The organism is Streptomyces mangrovi, from assembly GCF_900114215.1.
In the GTDB taxonomy this organism is placed as follows: Bacteria; Actinomycetota; Actinomycetes; order Streptomycetales; family Streptomycetaceae; genus Streptomyces; species Streptomyces barkulensis.
In genome coordinates, this window is record NZ_FOSG01000009.1 from 188782 (window position 1) to 203265 (window position 14484).

Below are 14484 nucleotides of genomic sequence, written 5' to 3' on the forward strand. Positions count from 1 at the left end.
TCGCGCCGGCGGCGGCCTCCACCCGGGAGCGCCGCGGCGCCCGCGGGGCGGGTCGCCCGCGACCGACGACCCGACGAGCACCCACACGGAGCCGGGAAGACCCGCGGTGAACACCCCTGACAACGTCCCCGTCGACGTGGACGCCGACCCCCCACAACCCTCTGCCCGCCACAGGCGGACAACCCTGGCCTTCGACGCCTTCCACGAGTACCACCATCGGGCGTGGCTGAGGTACGCCCGCACCCAGGTGGGCAGCCGCACCGGGGCGGAGGCGGTCGTGGAGGCCGCCTGCGCCCAGTTGCTGAGCCACTGGAACCACGTGCTGGAACAGGAGTCCGTCCCGGCCTACGCCTGGGCGGTGCTCAAGGAGCGGATCCGGGAGTGGCTGGACCACCACGGCCGTGCCCCGGCGCTGGCGGAGACCGCGGCCTTCGAGGCCGCCTGCCGCGGCCGGCTGCTGGACGAACTGCTGGACGAGACGGACGGAGTGAACGGGACGGACGGAGCGGACGGTTTCACCTCCCTGGAGAACGGGCTGCGCCTGTACGCGGCCATCGCCGAACTGCCCGAACGGCAGCACGACATCGTCGTCCTGCGCTATGTACTGGGGTGTCCCGAGGAGGATGTGGCCGAGTACCTGGGCTGCGGCACGGTCGCCGTGCGCGCGCAGGTGCGGCACGCCAAGAGGAAACTGGCGGCCAGGCTGGGCCCGGGAAGGAACCACAGGAAGGGGGAGCGGTAACGTGCGCGGCATCGGGGAGCACCGGAGGATCGACGCGCTGCTGGAGCGGGCCGAGGTCCTCGGCGGCGAGTACGACGACTACGACCCGGCCGCAGCCCGGGAGCGCATCGCCCGTGCCCCGGACGCCGGCCCGCCCTCCGCGCGGCCGCCCTCGCGCACGGACACCGGATGGCGGTACCGCACCGTCCACGAACAGGCCGCCCACGACCTGGACCTGGCCATCTCCCTGGTGGTGGGTTCGCCCGGGGCGGCCCGGAGCCTGGCGAGGCTGGTCGACCACCGGCGCACCGAGCCCGAGGGCGCCCTGGTCTTCGCCTGCCTGCTCCATCTGGTCGGCCACCGGGACGCGGCCCAGTTCTGGTGGCAGTTCGCGGCCGGGGGCGGCAGCCGCACCGCGGCCTTCTGCCTCTGCCTCCACCACCGGCGCCTGGGGGAGTTCCGGGACGCCGACTACTGGCGCGGGCAGGCCGCCCTGCTGGGCAGTGCCGGCACCGCCGCCCGCGCCCCCCGCGGCACCGCCGCGGTGCCCGGCCCGCACGGCTTCCTGCTGCCGGACGCCATTCGCCGGGACCTGCTCAGCCAGTGCCACCGCGGGCGGCATCCCCGGCTGCCGCCCGCGGTGGAGGCGGTGGTCAACCGGCTGCGCGTCGAGGGAGACGACGAGGACTACGGCGAGATCCCCCGGCCCGAGCCGGGCCTGCCGGACGAACTGGCCGGGCCCCGCCCCCACTGAGGCGGGTGCGGACGCCGGGTGGCGCGGGCGGGGGGGCTCACTCGCCGGTGTTGCTCCCGTCCTCGCCGGCGTACCGCAGCGCGGCCTCGTTCTCCTGTGCCATCCGGCGCAGGGCGGCCAGGACCGGCTCCATCAGGACGGTCAGCACCAGGGCCCGTTCGGCGATGTCGATGCGGTCCTCGATCCCGGCGAGCTGGTCCAGGTCCAGCCGGGCGGTGGCGGCGGCCAGCTCGGCGTACGGCACCAGTTCGTCGGCGCCGTAGCCGGCGCCGACCTCGTGCAGCGCCCGCAGCCCGGCGGCCAGCGCCTCGCGCAGCGGCGACCGCTCGGTGATGTTCCAGCCCATCCGCTCGATGAGCCGCTCCACCTCGGCCGCGCTGCCGTTCCCGCGTTCCCCGCCTTCCGCGTTCCTTGCGCTCTTTCCGTCCGCCCGCGCGGACACCGGGGCGCTCAGGGCGTAGTGGGTGACGCCGAGGGTCTCGTACCGGTCGAGCGGCTCGGCGACCGCCTCCAGAACCTCCCTGGCGGCGGCCACCGAGAGGCCGCCGAGGGTGATCAGCGCTCTGACCAGGCGCAGCCGGCGCAGATGGTCCTCGTCGTACTCGGCCTGGTTGCTGGCCGTCGCCAGGCCGGGCCGCAGCAGTCCCTCCCGCAGATAGAACTTGATCGTCGGGACGGGGACACCGCTGCGGCGGCTCAGCTCGGACATCCTCACGGGGTTCCTCGATTCTGCGGCGGGTGCGGTGTGTACCGCGAGCTGACTGGAGAGTGTAACGTGCCGCTATCGATAGTAGATAGTGTCACTATTCATCGCAGGTGACGCCGTGCGCCTGCCCGCGAGTCAAGGACCCCGCGCCATGCCCGAACTTTCCTGGACCACGGTCAACCCGGCCGCTCCCGCCACCGAGGCCGTCGTCATGGCCTCCCGGCTGGAGGTCGCCTCCCTGCGGCACGTTCCCCGCTTCTTCCGGCTCTCCCTGGCGTCGTGGCGCCAGGCCCGCCGGTCCCGGGGAGCCCTCGGGGTGTCGCTCATGGCCCAGTTCGGCCGCGGCGTCTTCTGGACCCTCTCGGCCTGGGAGAGCGAGGAGGCGCTGTACGCCTACGCCGGGGCCGAGCCGCACAGGTCGATCATGAAGCGGCTGCGGCCCGCCACCAAGGACTCCCACTTCGTCTTCTGGACCGTCCCCGCCGGGCGTCTGCCCGTCTCCTGGGAGGAGGCCCGCGACCGCCTGGCGCAGGCGCGGCCCCGGCAGCCCTGACCCACCCGCGACGGCACCCGGCCATCCCGACGGGGGAACGAAGGGGAAACGACGGGAGAGCGCCGCCTCCGCCCCCTTCGGAACGGAGGCGGTTCAGGCGGTCGCCGAGAAGTCCCCGCGCGAGTGGACGGGGTGGCCGGCCCGCTCCGCCGCGACCCGCCAGGCGGCGACGACCGCCCGGCGGGCGCGGGCGGTGGCCGTGACCACGTCGCCCGACAGCAGGACCGGCTCGCCGATGTGGACGTGCACACCGGGACGGCGCAGCGGGGCGGTGACGAACCCGGCGACCTGCTTGGCGGTGGACCCGGAGCTGATCCGGCGGGAGCCGGCCTGCCCGAGAGGCACCACCGGGGCGCCGGTGGCCAGTGCCAGCCGGGCCAGCCCGCTGCGGAACGGCCCGGGTTCGGCCTCGCCGGAGTCCGCGCGGCGCGGCAGACCGCCCTCGCCGTAGATGAGCACGATCCGGCCCGCCGCGAGCGCGGCGGCGGCGCCCTCCAGCGAGGCGGCGGCCCGCTCGGTGCCCCGGTGCACCGGCACGTGCCCGTCGCGGACGAGGGCCTGGCGCAGACCGGGTATCCGCCACAGTCCGGCGGTCGCCAGCACCACGGGCCGGGCATCCAGGCGGTGCAGGGCGGCCAGGACCACGCCGGGGTCGACCAGGGAGGTGTGGTTGGCGGCGACGATGCTGCCGGGCGCGATGTCGGCGCCGGGGTCGGAGGTGACCCGCAGGCGGCCGAGAGCGGGGACGACGGTACGGGCGACGGTGCTGAGCACGGCGGGCTCCTCTGGGTACTCCTGCGCGGTTCCGGTGCTTCCGCCGGACGCCGGGCGCTCGATGCCGGACGCCGGGAGGGGCGGCGCACCCCATCCTCGCCGGGCGCGCCCGGCGGCGCCTGAGTAGCCGTACTCATCCGCCTCCGGGCGTTCCCGCACGGCCCGGGGCGGCAGAGCGCGCCGGGGGTGGGGGCGGTGCTTTCGGAGAGCGGCGGAAAAGTGTGCCAAGCGGTGAGATCGCCGGATGGGCCGCTCAGCCCTCCACGGGAGCGGATATGCGCGGGCCCCGCCGCTCGTGGGGGAAGCGGCGGGGCCCGCCGTGCGCGGCCGTACGTCTCGGCGCACCGTACGGACGCGGGACCGGAACGGCGGTGAGGCCGGCGGCTACCGGCCCGGCTTGCGGCCCAGACCGCCGGCCACCAGCAGGCCGGCGATGTCCAGCGGAGTCTTCACCGGCTCGTCGGGCTGCCAGTACGGCAGGTAGACCACGCCGGGCTCGACCATCTCCAGGCCCTCGAAGAAGGCGGCGATGCGCGCCATGCTCCGCAACTGACCCCGGCCGAGGGCCTGCCGCAGCACCGACTCCAGGCCGCGGGCCTCGGGGGTCGAGGAGCAGAAGTGGGTGAGCAGCAGGTAGCCGCCCGGCCCCAGCCACTTCTTGTAGGTCTCCACCAGCCCGTCGGGATCCTCCTCGTCGAGGAGGTGATGGACCACGGCGTTGAGGATCAGCCCCACCGGGCGGCCGGGGTCCAGCATGCCGGTCACGTCGGGGTGGCCCAGCAGGACGTCGGGCTCGCGTATGTCGGCGGTGACGACGACGGTGCGGTCGTCGTCCTCCAGTAACGCGCGGCCGTGGGCGAGGACGATGGGGTCGTTGTCGACGTAGACGACCTTCGCCCCGGGGTTGACCTCCTGGGCCACCTGGTGGGTGTTCTGTGCGGTGGGCAGGCCGGAACCGATGTCCAAAAACTGGTCGATGCCCCGGCGGGCCATGTGGCGCACCGCCCGCACCAGCAGCCTGCGGTTGGTGCGGGCGCCCTCGCCTCCGTCGGGGAAGGCCCTGGCCACCTGCTCGGCGATCTCCTGGTCCACCGGGTAGTTGTCCTTGCCGCCGAGGATGGCGTCGTAGACGCGGGCGATGCTGGGGACGGAGGTGTCGATCTCGACCGGCTCCCGGGCCGAACGGCTCCGTGTCCAGCTCATGTCGTCGGCCATGTGGTGTGTCCTTACGTCTGTATGAGTGGTCGTCGGACCGGGCGGACCGGGCGGACCGGGCGGGGCGGTGCGTGCACGGGCCCCCGGACGGCAGGCGGGCCTGGAGCCGGCCGGCCGGGGGCCCGCGGGTTCAGGAGAGGAGGAAGTCCGCCTCTCCCGCCTTGGCGCCCTGGACGAAAGCGCTGATCTCACCGGGGGTGTAGATCAGCGCGGGACCGTCCGGATCGGTGGACTGGCGGATGGCGACCCGGCCGTCGGGCAGCCTTCTCGCCTCCAGGCAGTTGCCGCCGTTGCCGCCGCTCCACGGCCGGTGCCAGCCCTCGGCACCGAGGTCGCTGGCGCGCATGCCGTTGTATATGCGGTCCATCTCAGAGCTCCTTGCGGAAATCCCGGAGGATCTCCTTCGTGCGTCGTGCCGTTGCCGCCTGGGCCGACATGCGGTCCAGGAGTTCGAGGTGGGAGGCGACCTCGGTGCGCTCGTCCAGGTAGACGGCGCCGGTGAGGTACTCCACGTAGACCATGTCCGGGAGTTCGGGGAGCCCGAAGCGGAACAGGACGAACGGCCCGTAGGTGCCCGGGTGGAAACCGGAGGAGAACTCGGTGATCTGCAGGGTGACGTTCGGCCGCTCCGCATCCTCCAGCAGCCGGTCGACCTGGGCCCGCATGACCTGCGGCGGGCCGACGGGGCGGCGCAGGGCCGTCTCCTCGACCAGGACCCACAGGCGCGGGGCGTCCGCGCGGGTGAGCAGGCGCTGGCGCTCCATGCGCAGCGCCACATGCCGCTCGACCTCGCCCTTGACGGCCCGGCCGACCGCGCCCTTGCGCAGTATGCGCCGGGCGTACTCCTCGGTCTGCAGCAGACCCGGGACGACATGCGGCTCGTAGGCCCGGATCACCCTGGCAGAACTCTCCAGGCTGACGTGGACGCTGAACCAGTCCGGCAGCACGTCGCGGAACCGCTGCCACCAGCCGGGCCTGTTGGCCTCCTCGGCCAGTGCGACGAAGGTCCCGGCGTCGTGGCCGGTGACCCCGTAGGCCTCCAGCAGTAAACGGACGTACGGGATCTTCAGCGCGACCTCGGCCGTCTCCATCCTGCGGATGGTGGCGGAGGCGACGTGGAGGACCTTCGCGGCCTCCTCGCGCCTCATCCCCGCCTTCTCGCGCAGGTCCTGGAGCCGTCTGCCCAGCACGAGCTGGCCCACGGTCGGGGCGGACCGGGGCTCGCTCATCGCGTGTTCCTCCTGCGTGTCCTGGCCATGTCCCGCAGTGTGCCACGGAGTTGACGGAGCGAACACCCTGCACCGGCAACTCTGCACGATTCAGAGTGGCCCTTGCCAACTGTCCCGTGCGGTGAGCATAGTGACGGTGTGACACGGTTCACCTCGATGCGGTCCAGGGCGTGCTGCGCCCCCCACGACCGCCTCCTCCCCCCACCGCTGGAACCGGCCGTCCCGTCGGGCGGGACCGGCCGCCCGGCCGCAGCAGCCGGAGACCGGCCTCCGCCGCGCGGAACGGAGTTCGCCCTGCCTGCGCGCGCCGAGTCGGTGGCGAGGGCGCGCCGCCTCGTCCGGGGCCTGCTGGCCGGATGGGGTGCGGACGAGGAGAGCCGCGACACGGCGGTCCTGGTGGTCTCGGAGCTGTTCACCAACGCGGTGGTGCACACCGGCAGCGGATCGGTGGTGTGCGAACTGCGACAGGAGAAGGGCGCCGCGGCCGAGGAGGGGACGCCGCTGCGTCTGGAGGTGCGCGGCCGCCGCCCGGGCCCGTCCGCCGGCCCCACCTCCCGGACACGCCCGCCGGGGGAGGAGCACGGCCGGGGGCTGCTGCTGGTCGGGGCCGTCAGCGACGCCTGGGGGATCCGGGAGGTGCACGGCTGCGGCTGGTCGGTGTGGGCCCGGCTGCCGCCCTTCGCCGCGAAACGCTGACGCGCGTCCCGGGCGCCGGTCAGGCCTTGCGGTAGCCGTACGCCTCCGTCGCGGCCGCCGCGACCGCGTCCAGGTCCGCGCCGGTGGAGGCGGTGACCACGGCCGCGACCGCACCCTCGACGAAGGGCGCGTCCACCAGGCGGGCGCCCGGGGGCAGTTCGTCCTCCTCGGCGAGGAGCGTGCGCACCGTCAGCACCGCGCTGCCCAGGTCCACCAGCACCGCCACGCCCGCGCCCCGGTCGACCCTGCGGGCGGCCTCGGTGATCAGCTCCGAACTGGTGCCCAGCCCGCCGTCCCCGGTGCCGCCGGCGGGCGCTACGGGGACGTCGGCGCCGCCGGCCAGACCGAGCGCGAGCTGGGCGACGGACTCGGCCACCTGCCTGCTGTGCGAGACCAGCACGACGCCGACCCGGCCGCTCACCCCGCTCATGCGGACTCCCCGGTCGCGACGGTGCCCGCGGTGTCGGCGAGCGCGGCGAAGAGCAGTGCCGAGGAGGTGGCGCCGGGATCCTGGTGCCCGACGCTGCGCTCGCCCAGATAGCTGGCCCGGCCCCTGCGCGCCCGCATCGGCACGGTGGCCGCCGCCCCCTCCTCGGCGGCCCTGCGCGCCGCCCCGAAGTCGTCACCCGAATCGCCCAGCGCCTCGACGGCCGGGTACAGCGCGTCCAGCATCGTCTTGTCGCCCCGCGCCGCGGAACCCAGCTGCGCCACCGCCTCCACCCCGGCGCGCAGCGCCTCCCGCAACCGCCCGGGATCCACGCTGTCCTCCGCGCCCAGCGCCTTGCCCGTGCGGCGCAGCAGTGTCCCGTACAGCGGGCCCGAGGCGCCGCCGACGGTGGAGATCAGCCGGCGCCCGGCGAGGGCGAGCACGGCGCCGGGGGAGGAGGGGGCCTCCTCCTCCAGGGAGGCGACCGCGGCCGTCAGACCGCGCCGCATGTTGGCGCCGTGGTCGGCGTCGCCGATGGCGGAGTCCAGCTCGGTCAGCTGGTCCGCCTCCCGGTCCACGGCGGCCGAGACCGCGGACATCCAGCGGCGGAAGAAGTCGGCGTCCAGTGCGACGGTCACCACGGTCTCCTTGTCTGCGGGCGGTGGCTGCGGTGGCTGCGGTGGCTGCGTCCGGTTCCCTGCCCGGCCGCCCGGGATCAAATCCCCCAGCGCAGCGCGGGGGTGCGCACCGGCGCTTCCCACAGCCGCAGCAGCTCCTCGTCCGCCTGGCACAGGGTGACGGAGCAGCCCGCCATGTCGAGCGAGGTGACGTAGCTGCCGACGAGGGTGCCGGCCACGGCCACGCGGCGTTCGCCGAGCACGCGGTGGACCTCGGCGGCGAAGCCGTACAGCTCCAGCAGCGGGGTGCCGCCCATGCCGTTGACCAGCGCCAGTACGGGGAGGTCCGGGCGCAGGTCGTCCAGGACCGCGTCCACCACCGTGTCCGCGATCTCGCCGGAGGTCATCATCCCCCGCCGCTCGCGGCCCGGTTCCCCGTGGATGCCGATGCCCAGCTCCAGCTCGCCGGGCGGCAGGTCGAAGGTGGGCACACCCCGGGCCGGAGTCGTGCAGGCGCTCAGTGCGACGCCGAAGCTGCGGGAGGACTCCACCACCTGCCGGGCCACCGCCTCCACACGCTCCAGCGGCGCTCCCGCCTCGGCCGCCGCGCCCGCCAGCTTCTCCACGAACAGCGTGGCACCGGTACCGCGCCGTCCGGCGGTGTAGGTGCTGTCGACCACCGCCACGTCGTCGTCGACCAGCACCCTGGCGACCTGCACACCCTCGTCCTCGGCCAGTTCGGCGGCCATGTCGAAGTTCAGCACGTCGCCGGTGTAGTTCTTCACCACGAACAGCACCCCCCGGCCGCTGTCCACGGCGGCCGCCGCCCGTGCCATCTGGTCCGGGACGGGCGAGGTGAACACCTCGCCGGGACAGGCCGCGTCCAGCATCCCGGGACCGACGAAGCCGCCGTGCAGCGGCTCGTGCCCCGAGCCGCCGCCGGAGACCAGTCCCACCTTGTCCGCGACCGGCGCGTCCCGGCGCACCACCACCCGGTTCTCCACGTCGACCGTCAGCTCCGGATGGGCGGCGGCCATACCGCGCAGGGCATCGGTCACCACCGTCTCCGGCACGTTGATCAGCATCTTCATGACTACCTCCGGAAGGGGACGGCGGACGCCGAACGGGGACAGGAGCGGGGGCGGAAAGGGGCGAGAAGATCAGTATCGCGGTGAATGTGCTCCAGGTCACCCCCACGTCGTGCGGACGGATGGCCGGGAGCCCGCTCACTCCGGAAAAGTGTGCCAAGCGATTGCCTGACGGTAACCGGGCGAGCACCGGGCGGCTTCCGGACGGAACGAAGGACGTGTGGCCCCCGGCCCCCGGCCGTACGGCCCTATGGAGGAGCATGGGAGAAGATCAGTGTGATCAGTGAACAAGGGAACACGGTGCGGAGAAGCTGAGCGGACAGCATGGACATGGCCGCCGCTTCCGCACGGAGTTGGGAGAGGGAAGATGAACGGACCGGTCGTGGTGGGAGTGGACGGCTCGCCGTCGAGCCTGGACGCGGTGGCCGCCGCGGCACACGAGGCACGGCTGCGCGGTGTGGGACTGCGGGTGGTGCACGCGTTCCTGTGGCCGGTCCTGCACGTGCCGCTGGGGCCGTCCCCGATGGGCCCGCCCGAGGGCGGGCTGCGCAACATGGCCGACCAGCTGGTGGCGCAGGCGGTCGAGCACGCGCGCGGCGCGGAGGCCGGGATCGAGGTCGAGGGCGAGGTCGTCGTCGGTGAGCCGCTGACGGTGCTGGAGGCCCGGTCGCAGACCGCGTCCCTGGTCGTGGTCGGCAGCCGCGGCCTGGGTGGTTTCACCGGACTGCTGCTGGGCTCCACCGCCGTGCACCTGTCCGCGCACAGCCGCTGTCCGGTCCTGGTGGTGCGCGGCAGGCCGGACCCGACGGGACACGTGCTGCTGGGCGTGGACGGCTCGGCGTCCGGCGAGGCCGCCGTCGGATTCGCGTTCGCCGAGGCGTCGGCGCGGGGCGCGGCCCTGGTCGCGATGCACACCTGGAACAACTGGACCGGCCCGGTCTCCGGCGGCCCCGCCGAGCCGCTGCCCCTGGTCTACGACGTGGACATGCTCCGGGACGAGGAGGAGCGGGCGATGGCCGAGGCGCTGTCGGGCTGGCAGGCGAAGTACCCCGACGTCACCGTGCACCGGCAGCTGGTCCAGGGGGGCGCCCGCCAGGCGCTGATCGAGGCCAGCGGCAGTGCCCAGCTGCTGGTGGTCGGGGCGCGCGGCCGGGGCGGTTTCTCCGGTCTGCTGCTGGGCTCGGTCAGTCAGGCCGCCCTGCACCACGCGCACTGCCCCGTCGCCGTGGTACGCGCCTTCGGAGCGGACCGGAAGGAGTGAGGCAGTGCCGCGCCGTCCGGACTCTTCCGCGAGTTCCGTCCTCCGCGCCGGTGAAGCCCACCACGGGCTGCCCGTCCACGAGGTCGTGCTGCTGCTGGGGACCGACCCCGACCGCGGTCTGGCGGGGGACGAGGCGGCGCGGCGGCTGGATCGCTTCGGGCCCAACACGCTTCCCGCCGCGGCGCGCGGCGGGCCGCTGCTGCGGGCCCTGCGCCAGTTCCACCATCCGCTGATCTACATCCTGATCGCCGCGGGCGCGGTCACCGCCGCACTGGGCGAGTCCGTGGACTCCGCGGTGATCTTCGCGGTCGTGCTGGTCAACGCGCTCGTCGGCTTCGTTCAGGAGTCGAAGGCCGAGGCCGCGCTGGACAGCCTGCGGTCGATGGTGCGCACCACGGCCAGGGTGATGCGGGACGGGCGCGAGCACGCGGTGCCCTCGGAGGATCTCGTCCCCGGTGATCTGGTGCTGGTGGAGGCCGGGGACAAGGCGCCGGCCGACGTGCGCCTGGTGCGGGCGGTGGAGCTGCGGGTGGACGAGTCGGCGCTGACCGGCGAGTCCGTCCCCGTCGCCAAGGACGAGGTGCTGCTGGACCCGCTGACGCCGGTCGCCGACCGGCGCAACACACTCCACTCCGGCACGCTGGTGACGGCCGGGCGCGGGGCGGGTGTCGCGGTGGCCACCGGGGCCGGCACCGAGCTGGGGGAGATCCACCGGCTGGTGGGCGCCGCGCGGGTGCTGACCACGCCGCTGACGGAGAAACTCGCCAGGTTCAGCAGGGTGCTGACGGTGGTCATCCTGGTGCTGGCGGCGTTGACCTTCGCGATCGGTCTGGCCCGTGGGCAGGGCGCGTCGGACACGTTCACCGCGGCGGTGGCCCTGGCGGTCGGGGCCATTCCCGAGGGGCTGCCCGCGGTGGTCACGATCACCCTGGCCATCGGCGTGTCGCGGATGGCGCGCCGACGGGCGGTGATCCGCAGACTGCCGGCGGTGGAGACGCTCGGCAGTACCACCGTCATCTGCTCGGACAAGACGGGGACGCTGACCGAGAACCAGATGACGGTGCGGGCGGTGCGGACACCGGACGGCGAGTTCTCCGTGACCGGTTCGGGGTACGCCCCGGACGGCGAGTTCCGGCGCGGGGACGGCGGTACCGTCTCCGTGGCGGCGGACCGGGCGCTGTACCGGTGTCTGCTGGCCGGGGCCCTGTGCAATGACGCCGTCCTCACCGGCGGGGCCGCGGAGTCCGGCGGGGAGGGACGCTGGAGCCTGACGGGCGATCCCACCGAGGGCGCGCTGTTGGCCGCGGCGGCCAAGGGGGGCCTGGGCCCGGACGTCCCCGCGGCGTTCCCCCGCGTCGGCACCGTCCCCTTCAGCTCCGAGCGGCGGTACATGGCCACTGTGCACCGGGGCGGGGAGGCGGACGGCCACCTCCTGCTGGTCAAGGGCGCCGTCGAACAGGTCGTGGAGCTGTGCTCGGCCGGAATGGGAGCCGACGGCGCCGTCCGGCCGCTGGACCGCGGGGCGGTTCTGCGCGCCGCCGACGAGCTGGCCGGCCGGGGGCTGCGGGTCCTGGCGACCGCCGAGCTGCCGGGAGCGGAACCGGGGGGTTTCGGGGAGGGAGCGCCGCCGGACTCCATGGTGTTCACCGGATTGCAGGCCATGCTCGATCCGCCCCGGGCCGCCGCGGTCGACGCGGTGCGGGCGTGCCGCACGGCCGGCATCGGGGTCAAGATGATCACGGGCGACCACGCGGCCACCGCCACCGCCGTCGCCGGCCGGATCGGCCTGCTGACCGAGCGGCGTGAGGGGGAGGTGCTCACCGGGGCCGATCTGGACGCGCTGCCGGCGCGGGAGTACCCGGACGCGGTGGAGCGGGCCCGGGTGTTCGCCCGGGTGTCCCCGGAGCAGAAGCTCCGGCTGGTCGAGGCGCTCCAGGCGCGGGGCCAGGTGGTGGCCATGACCGGGGACGGGGTCAACGACGCCCCGGCGCTGCGGCAGGCGAACATCGGCGTGGCCATGGGACGGGGCGGTACCGAGGTGGCCAAGGACGCCGCCGACATGGTGCTCACCGACGACGACTTCGCCACCATCGAGGCCGCGGTCGAGGAGGGCCGCGGCGTCTTCGACAACCTCGTCAAGTTCATCGTGTGGGTGCTGCCGACGAGTCTGGGGCAGGGGATGCTCGTCCTGGTGGCGATCCTGTTCGGTGCCACGCTGCCGGTCCTGCCCACCCAGATCCTGTGGATCAACATGACCACCGCCGTCGCGCTCGGGCTGATGCTCGCCTTCGAGCCGAAGGAGGAGGGGATCATGCGGCGGAGGCCCCGTGACCCCGGCAGGCCCCTGCTGACGACAGGGCTGGCCCTGCGTGTCCTGCTGGTCTCCGCGCTGATCGTCGGCGGGGCCTGGTGGCTGTTCACCTGGGAACGGGCGGAGGGCGCGAGCCTGGCCGAGGCGCGTACCGCCGCGGTCAACCTGGTCGTCGCCGTCGAGCTGTTCTACCTGTTCAGCTGCCGTTCGCTGACCCGCTCCATGTGGAGCGCCGGGGTCTTCGGCAACCGGTGGATCATCGGGGGAGTGCTCGCCCAGATGGCCGGCCAGCTCGCCATCACCTATCTGCCGGCCATGAACGGGCTGTTCCACACCGCTCCGATCGACGGGGAGGCGTGGCTGAGAATCCTCGGTATCGCGCTGCTCGCTTCCCTCGCGGTCGCCGTCGACAAGCGGCTCCGCCGACAGCTGGTATGAGCGGGGGCCTCATCCGGTGGCGGGGCCGCCGCGGCCGCGATCCGGTCGTGCCGACGGCGCGGACGCCGTCGCCTCGGCGGAACTCCCGGAGCCCCGGGCACAGGGCGCCGGTTCGCACGGCCTTCCGGTAACCGATTTGGGCCTGACAAGGGGATTTCATGAACGACATCTGGCTCGTACTGATCACCGTCGCCGTATGGATCACCGCCGGGCTCCTGGCCGTCTGGTGGATGGCGCGCAGGGGACACGGCGGTCCGGGCTGGCTGCTCATGGGGGTCGTCTTCGGCCCGATCCTGGCTCTGGTGGCCGGTGAGCGCGTCCGGCGCCGCCCGGCGATGATCGCGGGGACCGAGGTGGAGCCCCGCGGCTCCGGTGGCCTGCGAGTGCTGGTCGGGGTGGACGGGTCGCCGGAGTCCCGGGCGGCGCTCGGGCTCGCGGTCGACCTGCTCGGGCCGTACACGAAGACGCTGGTGGCCGCCCAGGTCGTGGACTACGACACGGCGGAGCTCGACCGGCAGGGGCGCGTCGCGGAGGCCGAGCGCCGGCTCGGTGCCGTGGCGGAGGAGGCCGGCGGGCACGTGACCGCGTGCGAGGTCCTGGCGGGCCCGCCGGCGGCCGCACTGGCGCGCTTCGCCGGCGAGAACGACATCGACGTGGTGGTCGTGGGCAGGCACGGCCGCGGGTTGTCCAAGCGGCTGCTGGGCAACGTGGCCCAGGAGCTGCTGCGCGACGGATCGGTGCCGGTCCTCGTGACCGGCGGGCGCGCCGACGGGGCCGGGGCGCGGGCGGCCGGGGACCGGGCGTGGTAGGCGCGGACGAGCGGCTCACGGCCGAGGGGCCCCTGCCCCACCGGATCCGGGGCGTGCACCCCCGTGCGGGGCACACGCCCCGGAAAAGTGAGGCAGGGGGCTTTCGGAACGGTCGGGGACGGCTCGGGACGGTTCAGGACAGGGAGAGGAAGAGCTTCTCCATCTTCTGGGCGTCGAGGCTGTCCGCGCCGCCCTCCTGTGCCATGCACTGCTTGAGGCCGCTGGCCACGATGGAGAAGCCCGCCCGGTCCAGCGCGCGGTTGACCGCGGCGAGCTGGGTGACGACATCCTCGCAGTCGCGTCCTTCCTCCAGCATGCGAAGGACGCCGGCGAGCTGGCCCTGGGCGCGCTTGAGGCGGTTGACGGCCGATCGCACGTCCCCGGGAGGAAGCTGGACCACGGTGGTCGATCCTTTCGTTCGTTCTGCGCCGGACAGGCTCAGTCGCTCTGGCCGGAGCCGGGGTTCTGGGCGGCGACGGAGGCGTGCACCTCGTCCATGTCGAGCCCGCGGACGGCGGTGATCACCTGATCCAGGGCCTGGGCCGGCAGTGCGCCGGGCTGGGCGAAGACGAGCACGCCCTCGCGGAAGGCCATCAGGGTGGGGATGGAGGTGATGTCGGCGGCGGCCGCCAGGGCCTGCTCGGCCTCGGTGTCGACCTTGCCGAAGACGATGTCGGGGTTGGCCTCGGAGGCCTTGTCGTAGACAGGGGCGAACATCCGGCACGGACCGCACCAGGAGGCCCAGAAGTCGACCAGGACGATGTCGTTGTCGGTGACGGTCTTCTCGAAGTCGGCGGCGGTGAGTGCGACGGTGCTCATATGGTGGTTCCTTCCGTTTCACCGGGGTGGTGGCGGTTGATACCCCCTGGGGTAGCCAACGCCGGG

17 protein-coding genes are annotated in these 14484 nt (G+C 73.9%); 7 read left to right on the forward strand and 10 right to left on the reverse strand.

The genetic code is table 11. The features are described from left to right. Nucleotides 1-106: 106 nt before the first annotated feature. Both BM237_RS15195 and BM237_RS15200 read left to right on the forward strand, forming a co-directional pair. Complete coding sequence (locus BM237_RS15195; RefSeq protein WP_175541019.1) at nt 107-742, forward strand: RNA polymerase sigma factor; 636 nt, start codon at nt 107-109, stop codon at nt 740-742. Nucleotide 743: 1 nt separating this feature from the next. Continuing rightward, the gene (locus BM237_RS15200; protein WP_093850172.1) at nt 744-1475 is read left to right on the forward strand and encodes a hypothetical protein; all 732 of its coding nucleotides are present in this window, start codon (nt 744-746) and stop codon (nt 1473-1475) included. Between the two features lie 37 nt (nt 1476-1512). On the opposite strand, the gene BM237_RS15205 is transcribed toward BM237_RS15200, so the two are convergent. Continuing rightward, nucleotides 1513-2184: a MerR family transcriptional regulator gene (locus BM237_RS15205; RefSeq protein WP_342746236.1), complete on the reverse strand. Its 672-nt coding sequence runs from the start codon at nt 2182-2184 to the stop codon at nt 1513-1515. A 148-nt stretch (nt 2185-2332) separates the two neighbouring features. On the opposite strand from BM237_RS15205, the gene BM237_RS15210 reads away from it, so the two are divergent. Beyond that, on the forward strand, nt 2333-2734 hold the full coding sequence (locus BM237_RS15210; protein WP_093850174.1) for a DUF3291 domain-containing protein: 402 nt from the start codon (nt 2333-2335) through the stop codon (nt 2732-2734). Between the two features lie 93 nt (nt 2735-2827). Here BM237_RS15210 and BM237_RS15215 read toward each other — a convergent pair whose 3' ends face one another. From BM237_RS15215 to BM237_RS15230, 4 genes are all read right to left on the reverse strand, one after another. Then, the gene (locus tag BM237_RS15215; protein ID WP_093850175.1) at nt 2828-3508 is read right to left on the reverse strand and encodes a lysophospholipid acyltransferase family protein; all 681 of its coding nucleotides are present in this window, start codon (nt 3506-3508) and stop codon (nt 2828-2830) included. A 384-nt stretch (nt 3509-3892) separates the two neighbouring features. Then, nucleotides 3893-4723, reverse strand: a complete 831-nt coding sequence (locus tag BM237_RS15220; RefSeq protein ID WP_245793637.1) for an SAM-dependent methyltransferase — start codon at nt 4721-4723, stop codon at nt 3893-3895. Between the two features lie 130 nt (nt 4724-4853). Beyond that, nucleotides 4854-5090 carry a DUF397 domain-containing protein gene (locus BM237_RS15225; RefSeq protein ID WP_093850176.1) on the reverse strand — a complete coding sequence of 79 codons (237 nt, stop codon included), beginning with the start codon at nt 5088-5090 and terminating at the stop codon, nt 4854-4856. A 1-nt stretch (nt 5091) separates the two neighbouring features. After that, entirely contained in the window at nt 5092-5952 is an 861-nt protein-coding gene (locus BM237_RS15230; protein ID WP_093850177.1) for a Sco1979 family transcriptional regulator, read from the reverse strand. Nucleotides 5953-6090: 138 nt separating this feature from the next. Here BM237_RS15230 and BM237_RS15235 point away from each other — a divergent pair, with 138 nt between their 5' ends. Then, a complete protein-coding gene (locus BM237_RS15235; protein WP_245793638.1) occupies nt 6091-6648 on the forward strand; it encodes an ATP-binding protein in 558 nt (185 codons plus the stop codon). Nucleotides 6649-6667: 19 nt separating this feature from the next. On the opposite strand, the gene dhaM is transcribed toward BM237_RS15235, so the two are convergent. The 3 genes from dhaM to dhaK all read right to left on the reverse strand — a co-directional run bounded on the left by dhaM (nt 6668) and on the right by dhaK (nt 8783). Then, on the reverse strand, nt 6668-7078 hold the full coding sequence (dhaM, locus tag BM237_RS15240) for a dihydroxyacetone kinase phosphoryl donor subunit DhaM (protein ID WP_093850178.1): 411 nt from the start codon (nt 7076-7078) through the stop codon (nt 6668-6670). Beyond that, nucleotides 7075-7674 carry a dihydroxyacetone kinase subunit DhaL gene (gene dhaL / locus BM237_RS15245; protein ID WP_093850250.1) on the reverse strand — a complete coding sequence of 200 codons (600 nt, stop codon included), beginning with the start codon at nt 7672-7674 and terminating at the stop codon, nt 7075-7077. The genes dhaM and dhaL overlap by 4 nt, the downstream gene beginning before the upstream one ends. Nucleotides 7675-7790: 116 nt before the next feature. After that, nucleotides 7791-8783, reverse strand: a complete 993-nt coding sequence (gene dhaK, locus BM237_RS15250; RefSeq protein ID WP_093850179.1) for a dihydroxyacetone kinase subunit DhaK — start codon at nt 8781-8783, stop codon at nt 7791-7793. Nucleotides 8784-9147: 364 nt separating this feature from the next. Between dhaK and BM237_RS15255 the strand changes: the two genes are divergently transcribed. From BM237_RS15255 to BM237_RS15265, 3 genes are all read left to right on the forward strand, one after another. Continuing rightward, entirely contained in the window at nt 9148-10041 is an 894-nt protein-coding gene (locus BM237_RS15255) for a universal stress protein (protein ID WP_093850180.1), read from the forward strand. 4 nt (nt 10042-10045) lie between these two features. Then, complete coding sequence (locus tag BM237_RS15260; protein ID WP_093850181.1) at nt 10046-12790, forward strand: HAD-IC family P-type ATPase; 2745 nt, start codon at nt 10046-10048, stop codon at nt 12788-12790. A 158-nt stretch (nt 12791-12948) separates the two neighbouring features. After that, a complete protein-coding gene (locus BM237_RS15265) occupies nt 12949-13599 on the forward strand; it encodes a universal stress protein (protein ID WP_093850182.1) in 651 nt (216 codons plus the stop codon). 133 nt (nt 13600-13732) lie between these two features. Here the strand turns inward: BM237_RS15265 and BM237_RS15270 are convergent, their stop codons facing one another. Both BM237_RS15270 and trxA read right to left on the reverse strand, forming a co-directional pair. Next, complete coding sequence (locus tag BM237_RS15270; RefSeq protein ID WP_093850183.1) at nt 13733-13999, reverse strand: metal-sensitive transcriptional regulator; 267 nt, start codon at nt 13997-13999, stop codon at nt 13733-13735. 38 nt (nt 14000-14037) lie between these two features. Beyond that, entirely contained in the window at nt 14038-14418 is a 381-nt protein-coding gene (gene trxA / locus BM237_RS15275; protein ID WP_093850184.1) for a thioredoxin, read from the reverse strand. Between the last annotated feature and the right edge of the window lie 66 nt (nt 14419-14484).

Coding starts and splice junctions, on each gene's coding strand:
- BM237_RS15220 (WP_245793637.1), bottom strand. CDS start 4,723: ATGGCCGACGACATGAGCTGGACACGGAGCCGTTCGGCCCGGGAGCCG.
- BM237_RS15225 (WP_093850176.1), bottom strand. CDS start 5,090: ATGGACCGCATATACAACGGCATGCGCGCCAGCGACCTCGGTGCCGAG.
- dhaM (WP_093850178.1), bottom strand. CDS start 7,078: ATGAGCGGGGTGAGCGGCCGGGTCGGCGTCGTGCTGGTCTCGCACAGC.
- dhaK (WP_093850179.1), bottom strand. CDS start 8,783: ATGAAGATGCTGATCAACGTGCCGGAGACGGTGGTGACCGATGCCCTG.
- BM237_RS15255 (WP_093850180.1), top strand. CDS start 9,148: ATGAACGGACCGGTCGTGGTGGGAGTGGACGGCTCGCCGTCGAGCCTG.
- BM237_RS15230 (WP_093850177.1), bottom strand. CDS start 5,952: ATGAGCGAGCCCCGGTCCGCCCCGACCGTGGGCCAGCTCGTGCTGGGC.
- trxA (WP_093850184.1), bottom strand. CDS start 14,418: ATGAGCACCGTCGCACTCACCGCCGCCGACTTCGAGAAGACCGTCACC.
- BM237_RS15210 (WP_093850174.1), top strand. CDS start 2,333: ATGCCCGAACTTTCCTGGACCACGGTCAACCCGGCCGCTCCCGCCACC.
- dhaL (WP_093850250.1), bottom strand. CDS start 7,674: ATGTCCGCGGTCTCGGCCGCCGTGGACCGGGAGGCGGACCAGCTGACC.
- BM237_RS15205 (WP_342746236.1), bottom strand. CDS start 2,184: ATGTCCGAGCTGAGCCGCCGCAGCGGTGTCCCCGTCCCGACGATCAAG.
- BM237_RS15265 (WP_093850182.1), top strand. CDS start 12,949: ATGAACGACATCTGGCTCGTACTGATCACCGTCGCCGTATGGATCACC.